At 66.1% G+C, this 25982-nt stretch carries 26 protein-coding genes; 12 read left to right on the top strand and 14 right to left on the bottom strand.

Annotated elements, in window-relative coordinates; translation table 11 throughout:
• Window position 1: 1 nt before the first annotated feature.
• Entirely contained in the window at window positions 2-1339 is a 1338-nt protein-coding gene (locus tag BST17_RS00235) for an NAD(P)-binding domain-containing protein (RefSeq protein WP_083054402.1), read from the bottom strand.
• Window positions 1340-1426: 87 nt separating this feature from the next.
• On the opposite strand from BST17_RS00235, the gene BST17_RS00230 reads away from it, so the two are divergent.
• Window positions 1427-1786, top strand: coding sequence for an ArsR/SmtB family transcription factor (locus BST17_RS00230; protein ID WP_083054400.1), 360 nt, complete (start codon window positions 1427-1429; stop codon window positions 1784-1786).
• Here the strand turns inward: BST17_RS00230 and BST17_RS00225 are convergent.
• Window positions 1770-1973 (bottom strand): DUF3703 domain-containing protein, encoded by a 204-nt coding sequence (locus tag BST17_RS00225; protein WP_407937714.1) that lies wholly within the window; start codon window positions 1971-1973, stop codon window positions 1770-1772. The two genes, BST17_RS00230 and BST17_RS00225, sit on opposite strands and share 17 nt — an antisense overlap.
• 126 nt (window positions 1974-2099) lie before the next feature.
• On the opposite strand from BST17_RS00225, the gene BST17_RS00220 reads away from it, so the two are divergent.
• The gene (locus BST17_RS00220) at window positions 2100-2861 is read left to right on the top strand and encodes a hypothetical protein (protein ID WP_083055200.1); all 762 of its coding nucleotides are present in this window, start codon (window positions 2100-2102) and stop codon (window positions 2859-2861) included.
• 68 nt (window positions 2862-2929) lie between these two features.
• Here BST17_RS00220 and BST17_RS00215 read toward each other — a convergent pair whose 3' ends face one another.
• From BST17_RS00215 to BST17_RS00190, 6 genes are all read right to left on the bottom strand, one after another.
• On the bottom strand, window positions 2930-5059 hold the full coding sequence (locus BST17_RS00215; RefSeq protein ID WP_083054396.1) for a heavy metal translocating P-type ATPase: 2130 nt from the start codon (window positions 5057-5059) through the stop codon (window positions 2930-2932).
• 47 nt (window positions 5060-5106) lie between these two features.
• The gene (locus BST17_RS00210; protein WP_083054394.1) at window positions 5107-5436 is read right to left on the bottom strand and encodes a metal-sensitive transcriptional regulator; all 330 of its coding nucleotides are present in this window, start codon (window positions 5434-5436) and stop codon (window positions 5107-5109) included.
• Between the two features lie 148 nt (window positions 5437-5584).
• Entirely contained in the window at window positions 5585-7864 is a 2280-nt protein-coding gene (locus BST17_RS00205) for a heavy metal translocating P-type ATPase (protein ID WP_083054392.1), read from the bottom strand.
• A gap of 31 nt (window positions 7865-7895) precedes the next feature.
• Window positions 7896-8867, bottom strand: coding sequence for a DUF8832 domain-containing protein (locus BST17_RS00200; protein WP_083054390.1), 972 nt, complete (start codon window positions 8865-8867; stop codon window positions 7896-7898).
• Window positions 8864-9076: a heavy-metal-associated domain-containing protein gene (locus BST17_RS00195; protein WP_083054388.1), complete on the bottom strand. Its 213-nt coding sequence runs from the start codon at window positions 9074-9076 to the stop codon at window positions 8864-8866. The genes BST17_RS00200 and BST17_RS00195 overlap by 4 nt, the downstream gene beginning before the upstream one ends.
• A gap of 317 nt (window positions 9077-9393) precedes the next feature.
• On the bottom strand, window positions 9394-9945 hold the full coding sequence (locus BST17_RS00190) for a DUF1942 domain-containing protein (RefSeq protein ID WP_207573551.1): 552 nt from the start codon (window positions 9943-9945) through the stop codon (window positions 9394-9396).
• 583 nt (window positions 9946-10528) lie between these two features.
• Here BST17_RS00190 and BST17_RS00185 point away from each other — a divergent pair.
• Together BST17_RS00185 and ripB are read left to right on the top strand one after the other, a co-directional pair.
• Window positions 10529-11725 (top strand): L,D-transpeptidase, encoded by a 1197-nt coding sequence (locus tag BST17_RS00185; protein ID WP_083054384.1) that lies wholly within the window; start codon window positions 10529-10531, stop codon window positions 11723-11725.
• A 308-nt stretch (window positions 11726-12033) separates the two neighbouring features.
• Window positions 12034-12762: an NlpC/P60 family peptidoglycan endopeptidase RipB gene (ripB, locus tag BST17_RS00180; RefSeq protein WP_083054382.1), complete on the top strand. Its 729-nt coding sequence runs from the start codon at window positions 12034-12036 to the stop codon at window positions 12760-12762.
• A gap of 18 nt (window positions 12763-12780) precedes the next feature.
• On the opposite strand, the gene BST17_RS00175 is transcribed toward ripB, so the two are convergent.
• The 3 genes from BST17_RS00175 to lpqS form a co-directional block, all read right to left on the bottom strand.
• On the bottom strand, window positions 12781-14034 hold the full coding sequence (locus BST17_RS00175) for an MDR family MFS transporter (protein ID WP_083054380.1): 1254 nt from the start codon (window positions 14032-14034) through the stop codon (window positions 12781-12783).
• Window positions 14034-15146 carry a PLP-dependent cysteine synthase family protein gene (locus tag BST17_RS00170; RefSeq protein ID WP_083055197.1) on the bottom strand — a complete coding sequence of 371 codons (1113 nt, stop codon included), beginning with the start codon at window positions 15144-15146 and terminating at the stop codon, window positions 14034-14036. The genes BST17_RS00175 and BST17_RS00170 overlap by 1 nt, the downstream gene beginning before the upstream one ends.
• 110 nt (window positions 15147-15256) lie before the next feature.
• The gene (gene lpqS, locus BST17_RS00165; RefSeq protein ID WP_083054378.1) at window positions 15257-15673 is read right to left on the bottom strand and encodes a putative copper homeostasis (lipo)protein LpqS; all 417 of its coding nucleotides are present in this window, start codon (window positions 15671-15673) and stop codon (window positions 15257-15259) included.
• Between the two features lie 452 nt (window positions 15674-16125).
• Between lpqS and BST17_RS00160 the strand changes: the two genes are divergently transcribed.
• Window positions 16126-16878, top strand: coding sequence for a response regulator (locus tag BST17_RS00160; protein WP_407937713.1), 753 nt, complete (start codon window positions 16126-16128; stop codon window positions 16876-16878).
• A gap of 53 nt (window positions 16879-16931) precedes the next feature.
• Window positions 16932-18035 (top strand): HAMP domain-containing sensor histidine kinase, encoded by a 1104-nt coding sequence (locus BST17_RS00155; RefSeq protein WP_407937718.1) that lies wholly within the window; start codon window positions 16932-16934, stop codon window positions 18033-18035.
• 10 nt (window positions 18036-18045) lie between these two features.
• Here BST17_RS00155 and BST17_RS00150 read toward each other — a convergent pair whose 3' ends face one another.
• Both BST17_RS00150 and BST17_RS00145 read right to left on the bottom strand, forming a co-directional pair.
• Entirely contained in the window at window positions 18046-18729 is a 684-nt protein-coding gene (locus tag BST17_RS00150) for a DUF305 domain-containing protein (protein WP_083055194.1), read from the bottom strand.
• 424 nt (window positions 18730-19153) lie between these two features.
• Window positions 19154-19780, bottom strand: coding sequence for a class I SAM-dependent methyltransferase (locus BST17_RS00145; protein ID WP_083055191.1), 627 nt, complete (start codon window positions 19778-19780; stop codon window positions 19154-19156).
• 122 nt (window positions 19781-19902) lie between these two features.
• Between BST17_RS00145 and BST17_RS00140 the strand changes: the two genes are divergently transcribed.
• The 6 genes from BST17_RS00140 (at window position 19903) to BST17_RS00115 (ending at window position 25409) form a co-directional block, all read left to right on the top strand.
• Window positions 19903-20679 (top strand): AraC family transcriptional regulator, encoded by a 777-nt coding sequence (locus BST17_RS00140; protein WP_083054371.1) that lies wholly within the window; start codon window positions 19903-19905, stop codon window positions 20677-20679.
• A gap of 47 nt (window positions 20680-20726) precedes the next feature.
• Window positions 20727-21692 (top strand): sterol desaturase family protein, encoded by a 966-nt coding sequence (locus BST17_RS00135; protein ID WP_083054369.1) that lies wholly within the window; start codon window positions 20727-20729, stop codon window positions 21690-21692.
• A gap of 17 nt (window positions 21693-21709) precedes the next feature.
• Window positions 21710-22120, top strand: coding sequence for an ArsR/SmtB family transcription factor (locus BST17_RS00130; RefSeq protein WP_109749934.1), 411 nt, complete (start codon window positions 21710-21712; stop codon window positions 22118-22120).
• Window positions 22117-24084: a heavy metal translocating P-type ATPase gene (locus BST17_RS00125; RefSeq protein ID WP_083054366.1), complete on the top strand. Its 1968-nt coding sequence runs from the start codon at window positions 22117-22119 to the stop codon at window positions 24082-24084. Before BST17_RS00130 ends, BST17_RS00125 begins: the two co-directional genes overlap by 4 nt.
• A gap of 67 nt (window positions 24085-24151) precedes the next feature.
• Window positions 24152-24751, top strand: a complete 600-nt coding sequence (locus tag BST17_RS00120) for a cadmium resistance transporter (RefSeq protein WP_083054364.1) — start codon at window positions 24152-24154, stop codon at window positions 24749-24751.
• A 28-nt stretch (window positions 24752-24779) separates the two neighbouring features.
• Entirely contained in the window at window positions 24780-25409 is a 630-nt protein-coding gene (locus BST17_RS00115) for a TlpA family protein disulfide reductase (protein WP_083054361.1), read from the top strand.
• A 34-nt stretch (window positions 25410-25443) separates the two neighbouring features.
• Here BST17_RS00115 and BST17_RS00110 read toward each other — a convergent pair whose 3' ends face one another.
• Window positions 25444-25713 carry a metal-sensitive transcriptional regulator gene (locus BST17_RS00110; RefSeq protein WP_083054359.1) on the bottom strand — a complete coding sequence of 90 codons (270 nt, stop codon included), beginning with the start codon at window positions 25711-25713 and terminating at the stop codon, window positions 25444-25446.
• Between the last annotated feature and the right edge of the window lie 269 nt (window positions 25714-25982).

Here is a 25982-nt window from a genome sequence, read left to right as displayed (position 1 = left end):
GTCATCCGCCAACGGGGTTGAGCGACAACGACAATGGTTGCGGCGTCGAGGGCGCGGGTCCGCAGCATCCGCCGCCGGCATTCTCACCCTCAGGGCTGTCGAACAGTCCGGCCCCATTGCACACCCCGGTGTCGGGCAGGGTCAGCTCGACCCGGCGGGCGGCCTCATGGTCACCGGCCAGTTCGGCGGCGATGCTGCGGACCTGCTCGTAGCCGGTCATCGCCAGGAACGTCGGCGCCCGGCCGTAGGACTTCATGCCCACGATGTACAGATTCGGCTCCGGGTGGGCCAATTCGGCCGCACCGTGGGGTGCCACGCTGCCACAGGAGTGCATGTTCGGATCGATCGAGCCGGCCAAGTTCACCGGGGCCTGCAGGATCGGGTCCAGCTCAATGCGCATCTCCGACAGGAACGACAGGTCTGGCCGGAACCCGGTCAGGACCACCACGTGATCAGCCGGCGCCAAGGCGCGTCCGTCCTCGGCGGTCAGCACGGCGCAGCCGTCCACCAGGTCGATGCGTTCGGTGCGGAATCCGGTGGCCAGTGACACCCGGCCGGCCTCGACCGCTTCCTGGGAGCGCACACCCAGCGCGCCGCGTTGTGGGAGTTCGTCGGCCGCGCCACCGCCGAAGGTGTCGCTGCTGACCCCGCGGCGCAGCACCCACGTCACCGTCGTCGAGGGATCCCTGCGGACCACCTCGCCGAGCTGGATCACCGCGGTCATCGCCGAATGCCCGCTGCCGACCACCACCACATGCTTGCCCGCCAGCCCCGAGGCCTGCGCCAACGTCGGCGGGACGTAGCTCAGCACCCCAGCAGCAGCTGCCGCGCGTTCGCCGATCGCCGGAACACCGTCAGCGCCGGCAGGATTGGGCTGACCCCAGGTGCCTGAGGCATCAATGACGGCCTGTGCCTGCACCCGGCACTGCGTGCCGTCAGCGTTGCTCACGTGCACGACAAATGGCGTCTCGGCACGACCAGGCGTGACAAGCCGATCCCGGCCCAGCCGCGACACCGCCTGCACTCGCGCGCCGTACTGCACCCGCGTGCCCAAGGCATCGGCCAAGGGCGCCATATAGCCGTCGATCCACTCACGGCCCGTCGGGAACCCCGACTCACGGGCAGTCCAGCCCGTCGGCTCCAGCAGCCGCGCAGCGGCGGGGTCCACCAGCTCAGGCCACGGGGAGAAGGTACGCACGTGTGCCCACTGCTCGACCGCTGAGGCGGGGCCGCTGCCGGCCTCCAACACCAACGGGGCGAGGCCACGCTCGGACAGGTGCGCGGCCGCCGCCAACCCCAACGGTCCGGCACCGATCACCACGACGGGCAGCTCCGACATCCTCGACTCCTCTCATCGACGTTCTTCGATGAGTCCGATGGTGCGTGACGCATCGACGTTTGTCAATGCGTGTGCCATGATGGGGACATGGCTACCGCTTCCGCTGCGCTGACCTCTGCTGATGTGGCCGCCTGCTGCTCACCGCTGACCGGCGGCGTGCTGGACACCCCGGCCGCCGAACGTCTCGCCTCGGTATTCAAAGCACTCGCCGACCCGGCGCGGGTCAAGCTGGTGTCGCTCATCGCGGCCTCCGAGGGCGGCGAAGCCTGCATCTGCGATCTCACCGAACCACTTGGCTTGAGCCAACCCACCGTGTCGCACCACATGAAGCTGCTCGGCGACAGCGGCCTTGTCAGCCGCGACCAACGCGGCAAATGGGCCTACTACCGCGTCAACTCGGACGCCCTGAATGGCATCGCGGGCGCACTCGCTACCCGTCCGTCATAACAGCTCGACTAACTCGCGCGTCGAAAGGGCACCAGTTATCGACTGGTGAGGCCGCTGCTAGGTCGACAGGAACAGCCATCGATGTCAATCCAGCCGCGGCGCGGCCGGTATTGCCGGCTGGATAACGCCCGCCCGCTGAGCCGGGTGCAGCGACAATGAGCCGCAGCTCCTGTCCGAGTCGCTTCACGGTGATTCTGTGTGCGCAGAGCAATTTTGTCGCCGTACCGCAGCCTTATGACGAACGCGTCTCGTTCGAGTGGAGAAGTGGTCTTTGCCCGCTGTGTGGAAGAGAACCGGCTGTCATTATCGGATGATGTCTATCAAGGCGGCACCGAGAACAGACAGCAGGCTGGCTGCTCGGTGCGCCGCGCTGGCTTCGCTGGGAGCGGCCGTTGTCCACTTCGCGGTCGTTCCTGCGCACTGGCAGCAATGGGCGTTGTCCGGAGTGTTCTTCGCAATACTCGGTTTGCTGCAATTGATCTGGGCGCGGGTAGTACTCGTCAGAACGACTCTTCCGATTCTGGCGGCGGGGATCGTGCTCAATGTCGGTGCCATCACTTTGTGGGCTTTATCGCGGACTGCGGGTGCCCCATTCGGCCCGCATGCGGGCCAGGCGGAAGCGGTACAGGGTGCTGACTTAGCGGCGTTGTTGCTTGAGATTTATGTCGTGATGGGTGCTGGATGGATCTGGTATCGCGGGCTGCAGGGTCAACCGGTTTCCGGGTTGGCAAGCGCCGCAGTGCTGCTCGGTGCGGTCGGCGTGGTCACCCTGGCCTCCACGGTGGGCGTGGTGTCCAGCCAGCGCCACGGCCACCACCACGGCCCGGCGGAAGCGGCTGATACAGGCCACCACGCAACCAACGCCGAGCACGCCGACGATCATCGCGGCGACAACGACCACGACCACGAGCCCGCGCCGGTCGTTCCGTTGAACGTCGGGCCGGCCGCACCTGAGCGCGCCGCCCCACTCGATGGCGGCGCAGGCGCACCCGAGCCACCGCAGGCACCGGCCATTGAGCATGCCCCGGCCGCGCCGGCCCAACCGTTGCATGATCACAGCAGCCACGAACACTAGACGTTGCCGCCTGCCCCTGCCGTCAGGACGTGTCGGGGTCTGTCGACGGCGTGTAGGGCACCGAGCCTTCAATGCTGCAATACGGCACGAGTGCTCGCTTCAGGCCGAAGATCCAAGCGCCGCAGTAGTTGCGCGTTGAGGGCGACGACGATCGTCGACAGTGACATGAGGATTGCGCCTATCGACATCGGCAGCACGAATCCGATTGGCGCCAAGATTCCGGCAGCCAGCGGCACTGACACGAGGTTGTAGCCCGCACCCCACCACAGGTTTTGTTTCATCTTGCGGTAGGTGGCGCGGGAAAGCTCGATGACCGAGAGCACCGAGCGGGGATCCGAGCTGGCCAGGATGACGCCCGCGGAGGCAATAGCGACGTCGGTTCCGGCGCCGATGGCGATGCCGACATCGGCTTGTGCCAGGGCGGGAGCGTCGTTCACGCCGTCACCGACCATGGCGACCTTCTTCCCTTCATGTTGCAGGGCAGCCACTTTGGATGCCTTGTCTTCCGGGCGGACGCCGGCGAAGATTCGGTCGATACCGAGTTGCTGTCCGACGGTTTCGGCGACGGCTTCGGCGTCTCCGGTGATCATGACGACTTCGATACCGAGTTTGTGCAGTGCGTCCACAGCGTCGCGGGATTCGGGACGGACCTCATCGGCCAAACTCAAGCCGCCGATGACGGTAACGTCTCGCACGACGTGCAGGATGATCGCACCATGGGCACGCCACTGCTCGGCGACGGCCACCTCTGATTCGCCGAGCTCTTCGAGCAGCCGGGGCCCGCCGACGCGTATCTGGTGGCCGTCGACGGTCGCGGTCACGCCCACCGCCGGCGAAGACGCGAAACCCGTGGCGGAAGGGAGGCTCACACCTCGATCGGCGGCGGCCTTCACGATCGCTTTGGCTAGCGGATGCTCACTGTCGGTTTCGGCCGCCGCAGCCAACGCGAGGACTTCTGCTTCATCGTGGTCGCCGGTGGCGTGCACGGCGGTGACAGTAGGTTCACCTTTGGTCAGCGTGCCGGTCTTGTCGAAGAGGACTGCGTCGACGGTGCGCATACCTTCCAGCGCGAGCCGGTCTTTGATCAAGACCCCACCCCGGGCGGCCCGCTCGGTGGCGATCGACACGACCAGCGGGATGGCAAGGCCCAGGGCGTGCGGGCAGGCGATGACCAGGACGGTAATGGCTCGGATCACCGCGGCGTCGGGTTGCCCGACGAGGGCCCAGATCAACGCGGTAATGGCCGCGGTGGCGACCGCGAACCAGAACAACCATCCGGCGGCGCGGTCGGCCAGGCGCTGAGCTCGTGAGGAGGAGTTCTGCGCTTCGGTGACCAGGCGTTGGATGCCGGCCAGCGCGGTGTCCTCACCGGTGGCGGTGATCTTGACGCGTAGGCCGGAGTCGGTGGCGACCGTGCCGGCGGTGACGGCGTCCCCGACGTTGCGTGTGACCGGTCGGGATTCACCGGTCACCATCGACTCGTCGATGTCGGCGCGGCCGTCGGTGATGATGCCGTCGGCCGGAATGCTGGCGCCCGGGCGGATGACGACGATGTCCCCGACGCGCAGATCCGCCGGTGGCACCGTCACAGTGTGCTCGCCTTCGACCTTCTCGGCTTCGTCGGGCAGCAACGCGGCCAGCGAGTCCAGTGCGGATGTCGTCTGGGCCAGCGAGCGCATCTCGACCCAATGGCCCAACAGCATGATCACGATGAGCAGCGCGAGCTCCCACCAGAATTCGAGCTCGTGGTGCAGCATTCCCAGGCTCGCTCCCCAGGAGGCCAGGAAAGCGACCGTGATGGCCAGTCCGATCAGCAGCATCATTCCTGGTGTACGCGAACGGATTTCAGAGACCGCACCGGTGAGAAAGGGCCGACCGCCAATGACGTACATGACAGTGCCGAGCACGGGTGCGATCCATGGCGCGCCGGTGAACTGTGGGATGTCGTAGCCGACGAGCATGGCGAACATCGACGAAAAGGCGATCACGGGAACAGCGATGATCAGGTTGATCCAGAACAGTGTGCGGAACTGGGCGACGTGGTCGCCGTGGCCGCCGCCGTGACCACCATGGCCGGTATGGCCCCCGTGTTGGTCGTGCGCGCCGGTGGTCGTGTGGTGCTCGTGGTTGTTGTGCCCGTCATGGCCGGTGTGGTGCTGGTCCGGTGAAGTCGATTCGGTGTGATCGTGGTGGGTCATGGTCGTTCTTCTCCTCCATCGCCTGAGTGCGGGCCACTGGTCGGTGGCTAGGAGCGCACCAGCCGGGCGATCGCCTCGGATGCTTCGGTGAGTGTGGCCTCGGCCGCGGGCCCGCCGGCGGCGGCAGCGTTTCGGACGCAGTGGCGAAGGTGATCATCGAGCAGCCCTAAGGCCACTCCTTGCAGAGCCTTGGTGAGAGCGTCGACCTGGGTGAGGATGTCGATGCAGTAGCGGTCCTGCTCGATCATGCGACTGATTCCGCGGGCTTGGCCCTCGATGCGTTTGAGCCGTGCGAGGTATCTGTCTTTGTCGGTGATGTAGCCGTGGTGTTCGGCATCAGGTGTGGTGCAGCAGTCGGTGTTCTCGGTGGTGGTCATGGGTTTCTCACTTCGGGGGTGTGGCTGGGCGGTCTGGTAGGGGTGCGCCAATCGATGTCGAGCAGGTTGGGTCCGGTGGTGTCGGCTGCGGGGTTCGTGCGCTGCCGGTCACCGGTGCAGCAGCAGCTGGTGCGCTGCTCGTTGCTATTCATGCCTTGACGCCCTTGCTGTCGGTGAAGGTGCTGGTGAAACCACGCAGGCGCAGGCTGTTTCCGACGACGAACACACTGGAGAACGCCATCGCCGCGCCGGCGAGCATGGGGTTGAGCATTCCCAGCGCGGCCACCGGGATCGCCGCGACGTTGTAGGCAAACGCCCAGAACAGGTTTGTCTTGATCGTCGATAATGTTCTGCGCGACAGTCGGATTGCGTCGACTGCGCTGCGCAGGTCTCCGCGCACCAACGTGATGTCGGATGCTTCGATGGCGACGTCGGTGCCGGTGCCCATCGCCAGGCCGAGGTCGGCTTGAGCCAGCGCGGCCGCATCGTTGACGCCGTCACCGATCATCGCGACCGTCTTGCCTTGGGACTGCAAGATGGTGATCGCCTGCACCTTGCCTTCGGGCATGACCTCGGCGATCACGGTGTCGATACCGACGTCGGTGGCGATGCGCCGAGCGACGGCGTCGTTGTCTCCGGTCAGCAGGATCGGGGTCAGTCCGAGCTCCTTGAGCTCAGTGATCGCTTGCGCGCTGGTGGGCTTGACGGTGTCAGCGATGATCAGGATGCCCCGGGCCGTGCCGTCCCACCCGACAGTCACCACGGTCTTACCTTCGGCCTCGGCGTGTTGTTTGGCTTGGGCGAGGTCAGTGTCGAGGTGTTGGGCCCAGTCGGTGAGCAAGCTCTCGCGCCCCACGACGACGGCATGGCCGTCGACCACGCCATGCACGCCCTCGCCTTCGGCATTGGCGAAGTCCTCGACCGCGGGAAGTACGCCGACTTCATCTCTGGCCGCGGTGGCGATCGCTCGGGCGATGGGGTGTTCGGAGGCGTCTTCCAGGGCGCCGGCTAGGCGCAGCAGATCGCGTCGCTGCGTTCCGGGAATGGTGCGAACGTCGACGAGTGCCATCTTGCCGGTGGTGACGGTGCCGGTCTTGTCCAGGACGACTGTGTCCACGGTGCGGGTGGACTCCAGCACTTCGGGGCCTTTGATGAGGATGCCCATCTGTGCGCCGCGCCCGGTTCCGACGAGAAGTGCAGTGGGAGTGGCCAGCCCGAGGGCGCACGGGCAGGCGATCACCAACACCGCGACCGCGGCGGTGAACGCGGCCGCGGCGGGATACCCGGCGCCCAGCCATGCCCCGAGGGTGATCACGGCGACGGCGATCACGATGGGCACGAAGACGCCGGAGATGCGGTCGGCCAGGCGCTGCACCTGCGCTTTACCGGTTTGTGCGTTTTCGACCAGTTGGGCCATCTGGGCGAGTTGGGTGTCCGAACCCACCCGGCTGGCCCGTACCACCAGGCGTCCACCGGCATTGACCGTCGCGCCCACCACGGTGTCACCGACGCCGACATCCACCGGAATCGACTCGCCGGTAAGCATGGACGCATCCACCGCCGAGATCCCCGCCACCACCACTCCGTCGGTGGCGATCTTCTCACCCGGTCGCACGACGAATTCATCGCCGACGGCGAGCCGGTCGACCGGGATCTTCGTTTCGGCGCCGTCGCGAAGCACCGAGACTTCCTTGGCGCCCAACTCCAGCAAGGCGCGCAGCGCCGCGCCGGCCTGCCGTTTGGATCGTTTCTCGAAGTAGCGGCCGGCCAGAATGAAGGTGGTCACACCGGCGGCGACTTCGAGGTAGATGTTGGCGGCGCCGTGGGATGGGGCCAGGGTCAGCGCGAACGGGTGCGTCATGCCGGCGGTTCCGGCCGTGCCGAGGAACAGCGCGTAGAGCGACCAGAGGAACGCCGCCAGGGTGCCCATCGAGATGAGGGTGTCCATCGTGGCGCTGCCGTGGCGCAGGTTGGCCCACGCGGCGCGATGAAACGGCCAGGCCGCCCAGATCACCACCGGGGCAGCCAGTGTCAGCGACGCCCACTGCCAGTAGGTGAATTGCAGTGCCGGGATCATCGCCATCGCGATCACCGGAATCGACAGCACCGTCGAGCCGAGGAGACGGCGACGCAGCGCGTCGAGTTCGGGATCGTCCTGGGCTGTTGGCGAAGTGTCCTCGCGTGCAGGTGCGGAGGTGGCCGGCAGGCTGGCGGTGTAGCCGGTGGCCTCCACTGCGCTGATCAGGTCCGCCGGGTCGTAGCCGTCCGGCACGGCCACGGTCGCTTTCTCGGTGGCGTAGTTGACCGAGGCAATGACGCCGTCGAGCTTGTTGAGCCGGCGTTCGATGCGGTTGGCGCACGACGCGCACGTCATGCCACCGATGTGCAGTTCGATGCTCGCGGCGGGCACCGGTGTCGATGTCGTCATGACTACTCCTTTCTAAGGATGGGCCCGCGGGTCAGTGCCCGCCGTGGCCGGTGTCGTGTGCTGGTGCCGGCGTCGGTGCGGTACCGCGGTCGGCAGCGCGGGTGGCGTCGAGGACGAACGTCGCGGTGCGCACCGTCCCCTCGACCTGGAAGTCCAGATAGAGCAGGTAGCGCCCCGCCGTCGGTGCGGTAGCCGCAAACGCCACGGCGGGGCCGCCGCTGTCCCTGGGCGCGGGTTCGTCGCCTTCGGGATGGACATGCAGGTAGGCAAGGTCGCCGTCGCGCAGCGCAACGAGGTGCCCGAACGCACCCAGGTAGGGCTGCAGCGAGGTGACGGGTCGATCACCGCGTGTGATGCGCGCAGTGAGTTCGGTCGGGGCACCAGCGATCAGGTCTCCCTGCAGCTCCACGGTGTAGCCGTCGACCCGATCGATGGTGCGACTCCCCTGGATGCGCGACGGGGTGAACGCTCCGGCAACATCCACGGCACGGGTGAGTGTGAGTTGACGGCCCCCGGTGGGGGTGAAGTCGGCGAAGATCCGGTATGTCCCTGCGGCCTTCCACTCAAATGGGATCGACCACGCCCCGGTGCGTCGATCCAGACTCGGATGCACATGGCTGAATTGCGTTCCGTCCGAACGCACGACGATCAGGTGCAGCAGCTTGTCGTGCACCGTGTCGTAGTCCACCAGTGGTCGGCCGGCCGGGTCCAGGATCGAGAATCTCAGCTCGCCAGGGGCGCCGATGGAGTTCGGCGCCTGCACCGGCGACAGTTGATATCCACCCCGCGCCAGGGACAGACCTGCCGGGTCCGCTGGCGGCGCGGCAGCCGGTGCTGCGGGCCCGCCTGCGGGCGCACTGGCTGCGGCTGGCGGGGGCGTCGCCGAGGTGATGGTTGGCGTCGCCGCCGGTGCGGGGACGACGGCCGCCGCGGTCGTGTAGGCAGTAACGAAGGCTACGGCCAGGCCCACGCCGAAGGCGGCCAGTCGTCCCGCGGCGTTCATGCGACACGCACCGCCGAGTAGCCGGCTTCTGCGACCGCGGCAAGGACCTGTGCGTCATCGACTCCACCATCGGAGGTGACGGCGAGCACTCCGGTCTTGGCGCTGACTTCCACACCCTGGACTCCGGCGAGGCCGCCTACCTCTTCGCGTACGGAGGCTTCGCAGTGTCCGCAGGACATGCCCGTCACCGTGTAGGTCGTCGTGCTCATTGCTGCTCCCCTTCCACTCCGGATACCCCTACCGGGTATCCGTAGCCGAATGTATACCCCTTGGGGGTATATGGCAAGGGTGCAGTCCGGGGCGCCATCCCCTTCCAGCCCCTGTCTTCATCGTGGAGAGCGGCAACCGCTTCGCCGTCAAGCCGGCAAAATTGCGAACAGGCCTCTCTGCTCGCCGGCGCAGGCTCGACAAGAGCCAAAGGTTCCGACGGGGCTAGTCGATGTCCATCGGCACTCGGCGCACGGGACTTTCAAAGGCGGTGTCGAACCCGCTCATCGGACCTCGTCGGGTGATGCATAGCGCGCCCTCACGATGGGTCTGTGCAGCACATGCAGTCCCCATCGCAGCACGGGCAGTCAGCCATGGGCATCTGCATCGACATCATCGGTGCCATGGCCTCCATGTCGCACCACATCATCAGTGCCGTGTCGGCGGGGTTGCCGTAGAGTACCGCGCTTGGATCGGTACCCGTGATGTCGAAATACAGTTTGCCCGAGCTTGATTGCCCCTGCTGCAGCGTGGCTGCCGAGATGCCTGCCGGGCTGGCCAGTTGCCATAACACCGGGTAGGACTGCTGTCCCTTCCCCGTCGCGCGGAAGTTGGGGATTACTGGCGTCACCGTGCCCGACACCGCTCGCACCGTTGCCGAGGCTTCCCATAACCGGCCCGCCAGTGGGTATCCAGGCGCATTGTCGACGCTTGGTTGCAAATCGGTAATCGCCCATTCCTGCACCACCGCACCGCCGGCGTCACTCATCTGTTGAGCTGATCCCAGATGGTGCGGACATTTCATCTCCGCTGCGGTCGCGATCGGCGCCGTTGCACCCAAGAGTCCGGCCGCCACCGCGACTGTCATCATTTTTCGTGCGATCTTCACCGGACGCTCCTGTTCATTTTGATGTGAATATGCATAACCGAGAGGTGCGCGATGGGCGGTAGGCCGCCGTACATCGCGAAGATGGCTCCAGTGTCCTCTGCGCGCCGATCACCGGGCTACGCCACCGTCTCTAATGTCGATATCGCGGCGGTTAGTCGCAGCAGGACTTCGGGTTTCGCGACGCGGAGACCGACAGCGATCGGACGACGCACACGCCGACACAGGTCAGCAGGGAGCGAAGTGTGGTGTTGGTGGCAATCCGGCGTGCGCTCAAGCGGGTTGTCGATTTCATCGGGAGTCCTTTCGACTGACGTACCCCGCCAAGGGGGCGCACTGTGGCACCCGACCCCGGCGGCATCCTCCACAATGACGCTGCTGGACGGCGTTGTCGCGGCCTTTACGGAATCTTCATTGAAGGGCTAGCAAAGGCATATGTCGACCGCCGACACTATGAGGGGCAGGAGTCCGCCGTCAGGCGCCGGACGCCTGTCAGTCATTGAGTGAGAACATCTTTGGAGAGCACACCCATGACGTCGCTTCCCACCGACATCGTCTCGCGGACGCCATGAGGACCTGGCGGCGGGCGACCGCATGGACCCTGGGAGCTGTCGTATCGCTGCTGCTCACCACGGCATGCGCCAATGCGCAGGAGTCCGCGCCGCCTTCGGTAGAGCCCATTGCCAAGGGAACTCCGTACGCCGATCTGCTGGTGCCCGAGCTGCGCGCATCGGTGACTGACGGAGCGATCGGGGTCAGCGTCGACTCACCGATCACGGTCGAGGCCGGTAACGGCGTGCTGGGACACGTCGTGTTGACCAATGCGGCCGGCACGGTAGTGGACGGTCACCTGAGCACCGATGGTGTGTCATGGTCGTCTGCCGAGCCCCTGGGCTACAACAAGCAGTACACCCTGCGCGCCGAGGCGCTCGGGCTGACCGGTGCCACCACGACGGTCGCAACGTTTCAGACGCACTCCCCGGACAACCTCACGATGCCCTACGTGCTACCCAACGACGGCGACACCGTGGGTGTGGGTCAGCCGATTGCCGTCCGCTTCGATGAAGACATCACCAATCGCGCAGCGGCACAGCAGGCCGTCACCGTCACCACCAATCCGCCAGTCGACGGCGCTTTCTACTGGCTGAACAATCGTGAAGTGCGCTGGCGGCCAGCGCAATACTGGCGCCCAGGCACCACGGTCGAGGTGAACGTCAACGTCTATGGTGTTGACTTCGGCGACGGACTGTTCGGCCAAGATGACGTCCGCACCCGCTTCACCATCGGCGATGAAGTCATCGCCACCGCAGATGATGCGACCAAGACACTCACCGTGCGCCGCAACGGCGAGGTGGTCAAAACGATGCCGATGTCGATGGGCAAGGCGTCCACACCCACCGATAACGGCACCTACATCATCGGTGACCGCTACTCATTCCTGGTCATGGACTCGTCCACCTACGGCGTCCCGGTGAACTCTCCCGATGGATACCGCACCGAAGTGGAGTGGGCCACGCAAATGTCCTACAGCGGCATCTACGTGCATTCCGCGCCGTGGTCGGTGGGCAGCCAGGGCAACACCAACGTCAGCCACGGGTGCCTGAACGTCAACCCGGCCAACGCACGATGGTTCTACGACAACACCCGACGCGGCGACATCGTGGAGGTCCTCAACACCACAGGACCAACACTGTCGGGCACCGACGGGCTCGGTGACTGGAACATCCCCTGGGACACCTGGAAAGCCGGTAACGCCGGCCTCTGACCCGGATCTCACGCTGCGCCCCACCCGCTGGTGCCGTCACGTTCGCGCACTTCCTCTGGCGCAGGCGGGTGCGTGATCGTCACTGTCGGGGAAATGACCGGGCACTTGCGGTGCGCGCGATTGTGCACGAGATCGTCAGAGCTACAACAAATTTCAACGTGGTAATTCAGTGACTGATGTTTCCAATGTGACGGGTGTGAGTTACGGTATCTATGGACCAGGTACGTATTTTGTTGTCCCGCTGATGCTTTCCGCGTGACGGATAGCTCCGCAGGCACATCACCAGCACCCTGCGCAAAGGAGACAACATGACGCTCGGCGACCAGAAGACTCGATCAGCACGGTTCCTGCGATGCCTTGTCGGGATCTGCGCGGCCGCAGCGTCGCTACTGGTGTTGTCCGCGCCGACGGCGCACGCCAACCACGCAGGCGGACACTGGGACCCGCTGCTACCGCAGGTGCCCAGCGCCGGAGCTCCCGGTGATCCTGTCGCTATCGCCAATGCATCGCTGCAGGCCAGCGCCGCGGCGGCACAAACCGCCATGAACATGGGCCGTCGGTTTCTGAGCAGCCTGGGCATCGGCGCTCCGACGGCCAGTCCGGCCACCAGCATCCGCGGCAACCGGCTCTACGGCGCCCAAGCCATCGAGCACGTCATTCGCCGGGCCGGCACCCAACTGGGTGTGCCCTATTCCTGGGGAGGCGGCACTCTGGAAGGCCCGAGTCGCGGAATCAATCAGGGCGCAGGGACGGTCGGATTCGACTGCTCGGGTCTGACCCGGTACGCCTTCGCCGGCGTGGGGATCGTGCTGCCGCGCTACTCCGGAGATCAGTACGACGCCGGCCGCAAAGTACCCCCGTCGGAGGCCAAACGTGGCGATCTGCTGTTCTGGGGCCCCAACGGCAGCCAGCACGAGGCCATCTACCTCGGTGGCGGCCGGATGATCGAGGCCCAGCAGACCGGCGTGCCCATCAAGGTGTCGCCGGTGCGGACCTCGGGCATGACCCCCTATGTCGTCCGCGTCATCGAAAGCTGATGCGCGGCAGAGTCAGCTTTAGCGCGGGCTTACGCTGCCTGTCGCCGGTGCCGCGTCCAGGCGACCGCGGCGGTCCAGCCGGTAGAGCCCGCAGGCCGAGACGACACCGATCCCGCTGAGCAACACCCACACCAACTCCGGGCGACCGATGTCCTTCATCGTTTGCATGAGCCAGCCGGTGGCGAGATTGCCGGCCAGGATGCCCACGCCCACAATCGTGTTGTAGAAGCCGTAGTGGGTACCGACAAGACGCCCTTTGGCCAACGACACCACGGTGTCCATCTCGAACGGGAACACCGCCGCTGAACCGACGGCCAGCACGCCGGTGGCCAGCAGGAGCGCCGCCACGGCCGCCACGGCCCGAGCATCGTTGGGCAAGGCGATCAGCGGCAGGAATGCTGCCGCGAGGATCAGCATGCCGATGGTCAGCGAACGCCCTGATCCCCACCGTCGCGACAGCCACCGCGTGATACGCATCTGCCCCGCGATCGCGACCAGCCCCGAGACAACGAAGATCATTGCGGTCACCACGGCGTCGTTGCCCGGCACGAGGTCGCGGGCGTGCAGCGGCAACGCCAGATAGACCTGGAACGACAGAACATACGACCCGATCATGGCCGCGGCGAACAGAAGAAATGATCGGTTTGCCGCGATCGTGCGCCAGTCCTGCAGCACCGAGGTTTTCTCCTCGGGCGTCCCGGCCGTTCGTTGCGGCAACGCGAACAGCTGGGCCACCGTCAGTCCGGCGAACACGATGGCCGCGGCAGCGGCGGTCATGCGGAAATCGACGAACATCAACGCCAGGCCCACCAGTGGACCCGCCAGGATCCCGGCCTGATAGAACACGTTGAACAGCGCGAACGCCTCGACTATGCGTGTGCCGGCGTCGGCGGCCACATAGGCGCGCACTGCCGGGTTGAACAGCGCGCCAGCGAAACCCGTTGCTGCAGAGGCGATCAACATGAACGGCAGTGATTCGGCGACCACCAGCAGTGCGAATCCGACGGTGCGAAGAACGCACCCAGCCACGATGAGCGGCTTGTAACCCAGCCGGTCGGCCAGGGTGCCACCGACCAGGAACATGCCCTGCTGGGAGAAGTTGCGCACCCCCAGGACCAGACCGACCGCCCACGCCGCCAGCCCCAACGGTCCGGCGAGATAGGCGGCGAGGTAGGGCATGAGCATGTAGAAGCCCAGGTTGATCCCGAACTGGTTCACCATGAGCAGCCGGGTGGGCCAGCCGAAACTGCGGAACTGTGCGATCAGACCCATCAGCGGTCCGCCTTCATCGGATCGACCACGGCCGCGCACCGGGTCCAGGACGTCACCACGTGTGCCAGCGGGTCATCGATGGTGTCAGGCTGCGATGCTGGGACGGCACCGAGCAGGCCGTGGCTGCGGCAGTAGTCGTCGTTGTACACGGTGTCGAAGTATCGCTGAGGCCCGTCGGGGAAGATCGCGGCGATGGTGGTGTGGGGCGCGTGCGTGCGCGCAGCCCATCCGGCGACCAGCGCGACCGCCCCGACACTCCATCCGCCACTGGCGTAGTGCGTAGCGGCCAGGGTGCGGCATGCCCACACGGCGTCCTGCGGGGCCACCCAGTGCACTTCATCGAAGGCCTGATAGTCGACGTTGCCGGGATAGATGCTCGAACCCAAACCTCGCATCACTCGGGTGCTGGCCGGCTGACCGAAGATGGTCGAGCCCACCGTGTCGACACCGATCAACCTCATCTGCGGATTGAATTCACGCAACACCCGGGCCACTCCCGAGGAGTGACCACCGGTACCCACCGAGCACACCAGCACGTCCACCGGACCCAGCTGCTGGTGCAACTCCAGCGCCAGTCCCCGATAGGCCTCGACGTTGTGCGGATTGTTGTACTGATCGGGATGCCACGCTCGCGGCTCCGACCGCAGGATCTGGGCGACACGATCCCGTCGGGCCTGTTGCCAGCCCCCCTCGGGGTGGGGTTCGGTGACCAACTCGACCTGCGCGCCGAAGGCAGACAGCATGTTCTGGATGATCGGCTCCAGACCCGGGTCGGTGACCAGAGTAACCGGATGCCCGTAGACGGTGCCGGCCAGCGCGAGCCCCAAACCCAAGGTGCCGCTGGTCGATTCGACAATCCGTGCACCCGGGGCCAATGCGCCGTCCGCCCGTGCCCGCGCCACCATGTGCAGGGCGGGGCGGTCTTTCATGCCGCCAGGGTTGAAGCCTTCGAGTTTGGCCCAGAAGCCCCGATCAGCCTCGGAGAACGGTTCGGTGATTCTCAAGACGGGCGTCTGACCGACCATCGTGGCGGGCCGTTCATAGCGTCCCAGGTGGGGTTGTTCTGCGAGCTGTTCGGTGCGCGCAGGCGGAGTGGAAAGGACGTGATTCATCGTGACGTGTCGCTTCTGTGACGCCGCGACCGAGCGCGGCAGCTGATGACGGGCAGCGGTCACCGGTTGACCTCGCTTGGACTACGAGGCGACAACCTGGCGCTGACCGGTCAGCGGCGCGCGATACAGAGCCGGGAGAGAACCTCACGCCCGGACAAAGTGTGCGATCTCGCCCGGGGCGGACCGCGCGGAGTAGCGCTCAATCGGTGACGCCACAGCGGCGCACCGCCTACCAGGACTGCCATGAGCGCAACCACCAGCAACGACACCGTCGCGCGGGGCAGCACGGCGTCGGCGAAGGTGTCCGGCGAGAGCAGAACCTCACCGCGCGAGATATGCGAATGTTCGACCGCGACGAGCAGCGACGCGTCAACGGAATAGGCGGCCAGCGCGTGCGGGCCGTGGGCTGCATGGGTGTCGTCGGCGTTGACCAGTGCGGATTCCGCGCCCAGGATCGCGAACCAGAACGCAATCATTGCGGCGACGACTGCACGTCGCCGCCGCACGGGCACCGCGCCGAAACCCATCACAATGTTGCCAACTGTAACAGCAGAACGGTAGGGGCTATCTCGGCTCACGAGTCGACATCAGGTTGTGACCGCACTGCGACGTCGCGACAGAGCCTTTCCAGCACCCGCATATGCATCTCTCACTCGTCTCCGAAAGCCCTCTTTAACAAGCTCTTTGGTGATCTTATGACCATGAAAGAGTCTCACCGTTCGCCGACGCGCAGCGCATACCCGGGCATTTGTGCCATCGGTGCGCGCAAACCGCCACCCCATTGGCGGCCAACTGCATCAGTTTGCTGAATGGCACTTGGATGCACACCAGCATGGCGCGGCGTGCACCCATTTCTGGTCTCAAGCCTCGCCGGGGGTCATTCGGATTAGGTATGCGTTGTGTGAAGATCCGCTCAAGATCGCCACGGTCGGAGCCTCGGTAGGGTTCGATCTCGCCGCCAGCAGGCACCATGAGTTCCATGGAGCACCCAGCAGGACCGTCACCAGCGTCGGCCAAGGGCTATCGAGCGCTCGTCGTCGATGACGAGGTGCCCCTGGCCGAGGTGGTGGCCAGCTACCTCCAGCGCGAGCAATTCGAGGCCATCGTGGCCGATAACGGGATCGATGCCATCACCGTGGCGCGCGAGTTGGATCCCGATGTCGTCATCCTCGACCTGGGCTTACCCGGCATCGACGGCCTGGAAGTGTGCCGACAGCTACGCACCTTCTCCGACGCCTACGTCGTCATGTTGACCGCCCGCGACGCCGAGATCGACACCGTGCTCGGTCTCACCGTGGGAGCCGATGACTACATCACCAAGCCATTCAGTCCACGCGAGCTCGTTGCGCGCATCCGGGCCATGCTGCGCCGCCCACGGGTCCTGCAAGCGCCAGCCGCCGCCGGCCCGGGCGAGCACACGCCCACCCCGCCGCGGCGGTTCGGACCGCTGAGCATCGACGTTGATGCCCGCGAAGTACGCCTCGACGAGGAAGCGATCCTGCTCACCCGCACCGAATTCGACATCCTGGAAGCCCTGTCCGGCCGGCCGGGTGTGGTGCTCAGCCGCCGCCAACTCCTCGAGATCGTGCGCGAGGGCCCGTGGGTCGGCAACGAGCATCTCGTCGACGTCCATATCGGCCACCTGCGACGCAAGCTCGGCGACGACGCAGCCCAACCCCGTTTCATCGCCACCGTGCGCGGAGTCGGGTATCGCATGGGCACCGGCCAGTGACCAGCCCAGCCGGACATCACGCGCGGTCACGGCGACCTGGAATCGGTCTGCGCCTGTTGGCAGCGCAAGCGATCGTGGTCATCACCGGCGCCCTGACCACCACCGTGGTGGCCACCGTCGTCGGACCGCCCCTGTTTCGTGAGCACCTTCATCGGGCCGGAGTTCCGCCGGACTCGATGGAGGAAGTGCACGCCGAAGAGGCCTACGGCTACGCCACCGTCATTTCGATCGGTGTGGCCGTCGCAGTGTCGGCTCTTGTCGCTCTGGCCGTCAGCTACTACGTCAGCCGACGCCTGCAACGATCGGTCACCGAAGTTGCCGCGGCGGCCAAAGCGGTGGCCAACGGCCACTACGACACCCGAGTATCGCCACCACAGCTGGGCGATGACTTCGACGCCCTCGCGGTCGCCTTCAACCAGATGGCGTCGCGGCTGCAGACCGTCGACTCGACCCGGCAGCGATTGTTCGGCGACCTGGCCCACGAGATCCGCACACCGGTCGCGGTGCTGGAGGCCTACATCGAGGCCATCGAAGATGGCGTGCGCACACTCACTCCGGCGACCGCGGCCATGCTGCGCGACCAAACACGGCGGCTCGTGCGGTTCTCCGAAGACGTCGCCGCGTTAGCCAAAGCAGAGGAAAGCTCGTTCTCGCTCGCCCACAACACGATTGATGTCGGGACAGTCACTCGCCGGTGCATTGCCGCAGCACAGGAACGCTACGACACCAAGGGCGTGGGCATTACCCTGCATCAGAACCAGCAGCTGCCTACGTTGTGGGCAGACGAGCAACGACTCGCTCAAGTAATTGGCAACCTCCTAGACAATGCCCTACTGCACACCACACCCGGTGGCTCGGTCGAACTCGCCTGCACCCACGACGGTGACAACGTCGTGATCACCGTGGCCGACGACGGCGAAGGGATCGCTGAAGAACACTTGCCGCGCATCTTCGAGCGGTTCTATCGCGCCGACGCCGCCCGCGATCGCGGGCACGGAGGCGCCGGACTCGGCCTGGCCATCGCCAAAGCGCTCGTCGAAGCGCACGGGGGCACCATTGCAGTCGCCAGCGCCGGCCCGGGAACCGGAGCGACCTTCACCGTCGAATTACCGGTAATGCCAAGTCGCGGTGCGGCCGACGGCCACACCGCGAACTAGATTCACCACACTACTGATCGAGCAGACCACGCATTTCGTCGATCTCGGCCTGCTGAGATGACACGATGCTGCGGGCCATCTCGACCGCTTCCGGGGACTGCCCGTTGTCAATCTCCTGCTGCGCCATGGTGACTGCACCCTCGTGATGTTCAACCATCTGCTCCAAGAACAGCCTGCCGGCCTCGGCGCCGGACGCGTTCTGCAACGCTGCCATATCGGCCTCGGACATCATGCCGTGCCCGCCGCCACCCGTAGCGGGCATCTCACCCATGCCGCCGCCGGACATGTCATGGCCGGGCATGCTGTGCCCCGGCATGCCGGTGCTAGCGGTTTCCGGCGTCGATGACACACCCCACTGCTGCAACCAGCCCTGCATCGTTTCGATCTCCGGGGCCTGCGAAGCCTTGATTTTCTCCGCCAACGACACCACAGCCGGATTGACACCCTGCTTACCGAGCAGCGTGTCGCTCATCTCGACCGCCTGCTGATGGTGAGGAATCATGCCTTGAACAAACGACACGTCGGCATCATTGTGCGCACTGGCAGCCGCCGATGTGGTGACCGAACTCGACACCGACGGCGAGGAAGTTACAGACGAGGTGGCGCTGCCCGTTGATCCACCCGAGCAGCCAGTAAGAACCAAGGCGGACGCCGCCAGCGCCACAAACCCATATCCGTATCGATTGTGCTGCATCCGCACACCTTTCCTCGACCCAATTTCGCAACATGCGTCGTTAAGGCACGGATACGTGCCCACGACTCCAGCGTGGGTCTGGCGAGTATGGCTCTATTCCGATTCCGATAAAGATCTGATGAAGACACGACCGGAGCTGGTCTGGGCGGTGCTGACACCGGCACGGACCCCGGGTTCTGCGACAAAGCCGAACCTGTGAACGGGCGGATGTTGCAGCAGGCTCACGCCTGATGGCCCCAGCCAATGCGCGAACGTGCCTCCGACACCCACAGGGAAGGGCCAACATCAGTGGCGGACAACGCCCAACCATCCAAGGAGCATCGTGGTCACAGGATGCGCCGGTTGCCGCTGCCAGCGGCATGACGGTGCGCAGCGGCCGCTTCGCAGCATTGTGGTGACGAACAGGCTCATCGTGCGGTGGCTATCAATGCCCAGCGCGCAAAGGAAGCAGCTTGGCGGCGACACCGAGTAGGTAGTCGCCCTGGATGCGGGTGACCGATCCGAGAACGACCAGGTCATGTTGACCTAGTTCGTGAAGAAATTGTTCGGCGGTGAACCGGTCGTCGGTGGGATGGTCGAACCACCGCCGGTAGGTGGGGCGGTTGAGGGCATGGGCGGTGACTTCTTCGAAGTAGAACCGCCCGCCGGGGGTGAGCACCCTCGCAGCTTCGGCCACCGCGGCGCGCCAGTCCGGGATGTGATGAATGATCCCGAAGTCGAACACCGCGTCGTAGCTGCCGTCGTCAGCTTCAAGGGCCGCCCGCAGGTCAGTGGCGCTGCCCTGCACCAGGTTCACCCGGTCACCGTAGGGGGCGAGCCGCCTGCCGGCCCGGTGGATCATCGCCGGGTCCAGGTCGATGGCGTCGATCCGCGCAGCACCGAAATGCCGCAGTACTAGCTGTGAGCCGTAGCCCGATCCACAGCCGATTTCCAGGGCTCTGCTGCCGGGCAGGAGCCGCCCCCCGAACCGCAGCAATGTCGGCACCTCGTAGCAGCGTTGCAGCCACTGCCGCGGCGAGGAGTTGATCAGGACGGTCTCCGCCCGGTTCATCAGCACCGCAGACACTCCTTCCATTGAATCCGAGGATCACCACCGTGCCGGTACGCATCGGCCTGCGACGGTGGCATCGTCCATTAACGATCAATAACCAACGCTATCATCGTCGTGTGACGATGAATAGGTCTGGCGATGATCCTGTCGCTGCACCACGCTGGGGCGGAGCCGCGTTGCTGCGCCCAGGAGTGTTGGCCTTCACCGGATCGATCGGCAGCACCGATGCCCATGCCCACCACGCCGTTCAGATCATGACCGCCACAACGGCGTTGACGGTGCTCGACGACCACGGCGCCCGACACCACGGCAGAAAGGTGGTCGTGCCCGCCGACGCGTCACACCGGATCGAGACCGGTGCACAGGAGGGGACGGTGGTGTTCTTGGACCCGGAGTCCGTCCCGGGACGGTCCGCGCACCTGCGGGCGATCCGCGCTGGGTGGGCGGTCACCCCCAGCTTCGACCACACCCGGCGACGACCACTTGCAGCCATGGTTGACGAGCTGACCGCACAACTGGCGCCGCCGGCCGCGGCCGGACACGGTGACCTCACGCGCCACCCCGCAGTCGATGACGCGTTGCGGCTGCTGCCCGATCTCGTGGCGGCCGGCCCGGTCAGCGGTATGGAACTGGCTGCGCGGGTGGGGATTTCGGTGAGCCGGTTGACGCACCTGTTCACCGAGCAGGTTGGTATTCCGTTGCGCCGGTATGTGTTGTGGTCGCGGCTGCGGATCGCGATCACCCGGGTCCAGGCCGGCGATGACCTCACCGGCGCCGCGCACGGTGCGGGGTTCGCCGACAGCGCGCATCTGAGCCGCACTACCCGCGAGATGTTCGGACTGCCGCCCTCGGTACTGAGCCGGCACGTGTCCTGGAACCTCGACGCGGGCAGCGGTTAGCCGAAACGTTCAAGCTCCACACCGGGCCGAGTGTCGACCATCAAGACATGAGCACGACTTCCTCGACATCGACGCGCACCCCGATCCAGATGGTGGCCCGCTACGGCTACGTACCGTTCATGCTGATCGGCCTCAACGGCGCTGGCATCGCCCTGGCCTCCTCTGGAGCCCCCAAGGTTTGGCTGCTCGCGGTCCTGGCGGTCGCGATCGCGACGGCGTTCCTGGTCGAGCGGGTCATCCCGTATGACCGCGACTGGAATCACGACCGCGCCGACAGCACCCGCGACCGCCTCCACGTCGCGGTCAACGAAACCCTCATCCTGGCCAGCGTCGCCGCCATCCCCCTGCTCGCGGCGATCGTTCCCGCCCCGCAGTTGTGGCCGCACCATTGGCCGTTCGTTGCGCAGGTCCTCGCCGCGATCCTGGTGGCTGACTTCGGGATCACCGTGGTGCATCTGGCCAGCCATAAGATCGGTGTGTTGTGGCGCTTTCACGCGGTGCATCACAGCATCACCCGCTTCTACGGCCTCAACGGCCTGATGAAACACCCCCTGCATCAAACCGTCGAGATGGCCGCCGGCGTGGCCCCGCTGATCCTGATCGGCCTGCCCGTCGACGTCGCCTCCGCGTTGGCGCTGGCTGTGGCGATCCAGCTGCTGCTGCAGCACTCCAACGCCGACTACCGCATCGGCCCCGCCAAATACGTCCTGGCACTCAACGAAGGCCACCGCTTCCACCACCTCAAATGGGCCGGCATCGGCGACGTCAACTTCGGCCTGTTCACCCTGATCTGGGATCACCTGATGCGCACCTACTCCTATGACCCCGCCCGCCGCTTCGACTCCACACAGCTCGGCATGGCCGCCAAACCCGACTACCCCAGCAGCTACCTGCACCAGATGATCTACCCGTTCACCCGCGGCGGCGGTTGCGCGCTCAAGTCGATGACCGCGACATCGAACGGCGCCCCGGAGACCTCGACGTTCGACCCCACCTCTAAGCATCGCTGCTGACCGGCTATCATCGTCGCATGACGATGAATAAGGCGGACGGTTGCCTCACCGACACCCCCTCTGCGGGGGGGTCGAATCTGGATGCGGCGGTGGCGCTGTTTCACAGTCTGTCCGACTCGGCCCGGTTGGCGATCGTGCGCCGCCTGGCCGACGGGGAGGCTCGCGTGGTCGACCTGATCGGGGAGCTGGGGTTGGCGCAGTCCACCGTGTCGGCGCATGTGGCGTGTCTGCGGGACTGCGGGCTGGTCACCGGGCGTCCCGAGGGCCGGCAGGTGTTCTACTCGCTGACCCGTCCCGAGCTGCTCGACCTGCTCGCCGCGGCCGAAACCCTGTTGGCCGCCACCGGCAATGCCGTCGCCCTGTGCCCCACCTACGGAACCCGTTCGCGCACCGACGCGACAACTGATGCGCAGGAGACTGACCGATGAGCGATGCGTGCGGCTGCGGCAGCGACGAACCCCGCGGCGCCGATGAGCAGGAGCGCGAACCCGAGCGGCTCTGGCAGATCACCGAAATGCAGTTCGCCGCCCTCTCGGGGGTATTCCTCGCCGCGGCCCTGATCGCGGGGTTCCTGGACGCGGCCGAGCCGGTCGTTCGGACCTTGGAAGCGGTCGCGTTGCTGGCCGGCGCCTACACCTTCGTGCCGTCCACGCTGAAGCGGCTGGCCAAGGGCAGGATCGGGGTGGGCACGCTGATGACCGTCGCCGCGGTGGGCGCGGTGATTCTCGGTGAGGTCGGTGAGGCCGCGATGCTGGCTTTCCTGTTCTCCATCAGCGAGGGGCTGGAGGAGTACTCGCTGGCGCGTACCCGCCGTGGGTTGCGTGCCCTGTTGTCGCTGGTGCCCGACGAGGCCACGGTGCTGCGTGACGGCGCCGAAATCACCGTTGTCCCTGCTGATTTGCGGGTCGGTGACCGGATGCTGGTCAAGCCGGGTGAGCGTGTCGCGACCGATGGCATCGTCCGCCACGGCTGCACCGCACTGGATGTCTCGGCCATCACCGGCGAGTCCGTTCCGGTCGAAGCCGGACCCGGTGATGAGGTGTTCGCCGGGTCGATCAACGGCACCGGGGCGCTCGAGGTGGAGATCAGCACCACCGCTGAGGACAACTCTTTGGCCCGCATCGTGCGCATCGTGGAGGCCGAGCAGTCCCGCAAGGGCGCTTCCCAACGCCTGGCCGACCGCATCGCCAAACCCCTGGTGCCCGGAATCATGGTCGCCGCGGCGCTGATCGCGGGGATCGGCAGCCTGCTCGGTGACCCGGCCACCTGGATCGAACGCGCCCTGGTGGTGCTGGTCGCCGCCTCCCCGTGCGCGCTGGCGATCTCGGTGCCAGTGACCGTGGTGGCCGCCATCGGCGCCGCCAGCAAGCTGGGCGCACTGGTCAAAGGCGGTGCCGCATTGGAGGGGTTGGGCAAGATCCGTGGCGTCGCCCTGGACAAGACCGGCACGCTGACCGCCAACCGGCCCACCGTCATCGAGGTGGCCACCAGCCACGGCGCCACCCGCGATCAGGTGCTCGCTGTAGCAGCGTCTCTGGAGGCGCGCAGCGAACACCCGCTGGCCGCGGCGATCCTCGCCGCCGCCGACGACGTCATCCCCGCCGCCGAGGTCGAGGCCGTCACCGGCGCCGGGCTCACCGGACGCCGCGACGGCCGCACCGCCCGGCTGGGTCGCCCCGGCTGGCTGGACCCCGGGCCGCTGGCTAGTGATGTCGCCCGGATGCAGCAGGCCGGTGCCACCGCAGTCCTCGTCGAAGACGACGGCCAGCTGATCGGCGCCATCGCGGTGCGCGATGAACTGCGGCCCGAGGCCGCCGAAGTCGTCGCCCACCTGCGCCGCGACGGCTACCACGTGGCCATGCTCACCGGCGACAACCACGCCACCGCCACCGCTCTGGCCCGCGACGTCGGGATCGACGCCGTGCACGCCGAGCTGCGCCCCGAAGACAAGGCGCGCCTGATCGAACAGCTGCGCGCCCAGCGCCCCACGGCGATGGTCGGTGATGGCGTCAACGACGCTCCCGCGCTGGCCACCGCCGACCTCGGGATCGCGATGGGCGCGATGGGCACCGACGTGGCCATCGAAACCGCCGACGTGGCGCTGATGGGCGAAGACCTGCGCCACCTGCCTCAAACGTTCCGCCACGCACGCCGGGCCCGGCGGATCATGCTGCAAAACGTCGCCCTGTCCCTGGGTTTGATCATCGCGCTGGTGCCGCTGGCCCTGTTCGGCGTACTCGGGCTGGCCGCCGTCGTCCTCGTCCACGAACTCGCCGAGATCGTGGTCATCGCCAACGGTGTGCGGGCCGGACGCGCCACACCACTGCCAGCCGCGCCGACCGATCCGGCCCTCCGCCCCACCCCCGTAGCGCCGGTAGGCGCGCCGTCGTGACCGCCGGCCACCCCGGTGTTGCGGCTCGTCGGCGGACACAGGCCACCGCAGACACGGGGCCAGGCGCATGATCGTGTCGTCGGTGCTGCCCGCCATCGGTTTGTTCATCGTCACCAACATCGACGACATCATCGTGCTCTCGCTGTTCTTCGCCCGCGGCGCGGGACAACGCGGGACAACGGCCCGGATCACCGCAGGGCAATACCTGGGATTTGCCGGGATTCTGGGCGCGGCGGTGCTCGTGACGCTGGGTGCCGGCGCGTTCCTGCCCCCGGACGTCATCCCCTACTTCGGGCTCATACCCCTGGCACTGGGACTGTGGGCGGCATGGCAAGCCTGGCGGGGCAACGACGACGATGACGACGACGGCAAGATGGCCGGCAAGAACGTCGGTGTCTTGACCGTCGCCGCAGTCACTTTCGCCAACGGCGGAGACAACATCGGGGTCTACGTTCCGGTCTTCTTGAGCGTGGGACCCGCGGCCGTGGTGGCCTACTGCGTCGTCTTCCTCGCCCTCGTCGCGGTCCTCGTCCTCGCCGCCAAATTCGTCGCCACCCGCCGGCCCATCGCCGAAGTCCTCGAACGCTGGGAACACGTCCTGTTCCCGATCGTGTTGATCGGTCTGGGCATCTTCATCCTGGTCAGCGGTCTCGCCGTTGAGAACTAAGCAGCCAGAAACACCGGCGGTGACATGGATGTCGACACTACGGTCGTCGAGCGGGTCTGGTGGGACCAGTGTTAGGCGATGCGTCGCCGTCGTCGCTGCCGTTGTGGCCGTGACAGGCCTGGTCACCGGCTGCACCACCGGCGAGGACGCTGTCGCCCAAGGCGGCACCTTCGACTTCGTCTCGCCCGGCGGCCAGACCGCGATCTTCTATGACCCACCCTCGACACGGGGCACGATCGGCGATCTGAGCGGACCCGACTTGTTCACCGACGAAACGATCCGGCTGTCAGATTTCACCGGAAAGATAGTCCTCATCAACGTGTGGGGCTCCTGGTGTGCGCCATGTCGCACCGAAACTCCGGAGCTGGAAACGGTGTACACCGAGTACCGCGACCGCGGCGTGCAGTTCCTCGGCATCGACGTCCGCGACAACCGCGACACCGCACGCGATTTCGTCACCGACCGCAACGTGCAATACCCCTCCATCTTCGACCCCTCACTGCGCAGCCTCATCACCCTGGGACGCAACTATCCAACCAGCGTCGTGCCCACCACGATGGTCCTGGACCGCCAACACAGAGTCGCCGCGGTCTACCTGATGGCACTGCTCGCCGAAGACCTACGACCACTACTCGATCGACTCACCACCGAACGCTGAGCCACCATCGCCCACCCTTTTTCGGCGCTGATCCTCAGGCGAGTGCGAGGAACAGCTTCTCCAGCTCCGCTTCGGTCATGGGTTTGTCGGCGCCGGCTGGTTCGCCGGTGACGCATTCACGCAAGCCGGTGGCCACGATCTTGAACCCCGCGCGGTCAAGGGCACGGGAAACGGCCGCCAATTGCGTCACCACGTCCTTGCACTCGCGCCCCTGTTCGATCATCGAGATCACACCGGCGAGTTGACCCTGCGCTCGGCGCAGCCGGTTGAGCACCGCGTCGATGGCTTCTTGGTCGCCGACCATGGCTTTTCCTCTCGTTGCCCCTCCCAATGAGCTTACCCCAGGGGGTATGTGGAGGATCATTTCAACTGTCCGGCTCGCGCCGACATTCCCGCCCCCACATCGTCGGGTTTCGGCAGGCATCTCGGATCCAAGCCGTTTCAGCACAATGGTCCCTAATACCCGTAGGGGTATAGTCGACCCTGGGGTAATACCCCCGCCCGTATGTTGGGCTGACAGAAATATATACCCCCGGGGGTATTGTAGGAATATGGGGAGGGCCTCTGAAACCG

It is taken from the genome of Mycolicibacterium bacteremicum, from assembly GCF_002086115.1.
Lineage (GTDB): Bacteria > Actinomycetota > Actinomycetes > Mycobacteriales > Mycobacteriaceae > Mycobacterium > Mycobacterium bacteremicum.
Note: the sequence above shows the minus strand (reverse complement) of the source record. Positions and strands in the feature narration are given on the sequence as shown.

Coding starts and splice junctions, on each gene's coding strand:
- BST17_RS00235 (WP_083054402.1), bottom strand. CDS start 1,339: ATGTCGGAGCTGCCCGTCGTGGTGATCGGTGCCGGACCGTTGGGGTTG.
- BST17_RS00230 (WP_083054400.1), top strand. CDS start 1,427: ATGGCTACCGCTTCCGCTGCGCTGACCTCTGCTGATGTGGCCGCCTGC.
- BST17_RS00220 (WP_083055200.1), top strand. CDS start 2,100: ATGTCTATCAAGGCGGCACCGAGAACAGACAGCAGGCTGGCTGCTCGG.
- BST17_RS00215 (WP_083054396.1), bottom strand. CDS start 5,059: ATGACCCACCACGATCACACCGAATCGACTTCACCGGACCAGCACCAC.
- BST17_RS00210 (WP_083054394.1), bottom strand. CDS start 5,436: ATGACCACCACCGAGAACACCGACTGCTGCACCACACCTGATGCCGAA.
- BST17_RS00205 (WP_083054392.1), bottom strand. CDS start 7,864: ATGACGACATCGACACCGGTGCCCGCCGCGAGCATCGAACTGCACATC.
- BST17_RS00200 (WP_083054390.1), bottom strand. CDS start 8,867: ATGAACGCCGCGGGACGACTGGCCGCCTTCGGCGTGGGCCTGGCCGTA.
- BST17_RS00195 (WP_083054388.1), bottom strand. CDS start 9,076: ATGAGCACGACGACCTACACGGTGACGGGCATGTCCTGCGGACACTGC.
- BST17_RS00190 (WP_207573551.1), bottom strand. CDS start 9,945: ATGATGACAGTCGCGGTGGCGGCCGGACTCTTGGGTGCAACGGCGCCG.
- BST17_RS00185 (WP_083054384.1), top strand. CDS start 10,529: ATGAGGACCTGGCGGCGGGCGACCGCATGGACCCTGGGAGCTGTCGTA.
- ripB (WP_083054382.1), top strand. CDS start 12,034: ATGACGCTCGGCGACCAGAAGACTCGATCAGCACGGTTCCTGCGATGC.
- BST17_RS00175 (WP_083054380.1), bottom strand. CDS start 14,034: ATGGGTCTGATCGCACAGTTCCGCAGTTTCGGCTGGCCCACCCGGCTG.
- BST17_RS00170 (WP_083055197.1), bottom strand. CDS start 15,146: ATGAATCACGTCCTTTCCACTCCGCCTGCGCGCACCGAACAGCTCGCA.
- lpqS (WP_083054378.1), bottom strand. CDS start 15,673: ATGGGTTTCGGCGCGGTGCCCGTGCGGCGGCGACGTGCAGTCGTCGCC.
- BST17_RS00160 (WP_407937713.1), top strand. CDS start 16,126: ATGGAGCACCCAGCAGGACCGTCACCAGCGTCGGCCAAGGGCTATCGA.
- BST17_RS00150 (WP_083055194.1), bottom strand. CDS start 18,729: ATGCAGCACAATCGATACGGATATGGGTTTGTGGCGCTGGCGGCGTCC.
- BST17_RS00145 (WP_083055191.1), bottom strand. CDS start 19,780: ATGAACCGGGCGGAGACCGTCCTGATCAACTCCTCGCCGCGGCAGTGG.
- BST17_RS00140 (WP_083054371.1), top strand. CDS start 19,903: ATGAATAGGTCTGGCGATGATCCTGTCGCTGCACCACGCTGGGGCGGA.
- BST17_RS00135 (WP_083054369.1), top strand. CDS start 20,727: ATGAGCACGACTTCCTCGACATCGACGCGCACCCCGATCCAGATGGTG.
- BST17_RS00130 (WP_109749934.1), top strand. CDS start 21,710: ATGACGATGAATAAGGCGGACGGTTGCCTCACCGACACCCCCTCTGCG.
- BST17_RS00125 (WP_083054366.1), top strand. CDS start 22,117: ATGAGCGATGCGTGCGGCTGCGGCAGCGACGAACCCCGCGGCGCCGAT.
- BST17_RS00120 (WP_083054364.1), top strand. CDS start 24,152: ATGATCGTGTCGTCGGTGCTGCCCGCCATCGGTTTGTTCATCGTCACC.
- BST17_RS00115 (WP_083054361.1), top strand. CDS start 24,780: ATGTCGACACTACGGTCGTCGAGCGGGTCTGGTGGGACCAGTGTTAGG.
- BST17_RS00110 (WP_083054359.1), bottom strand. CDS start 25,713: ATGGTCGGCGACCAAGAAGCCATCGACGCGGTGCTCAACCGGCTGCGC.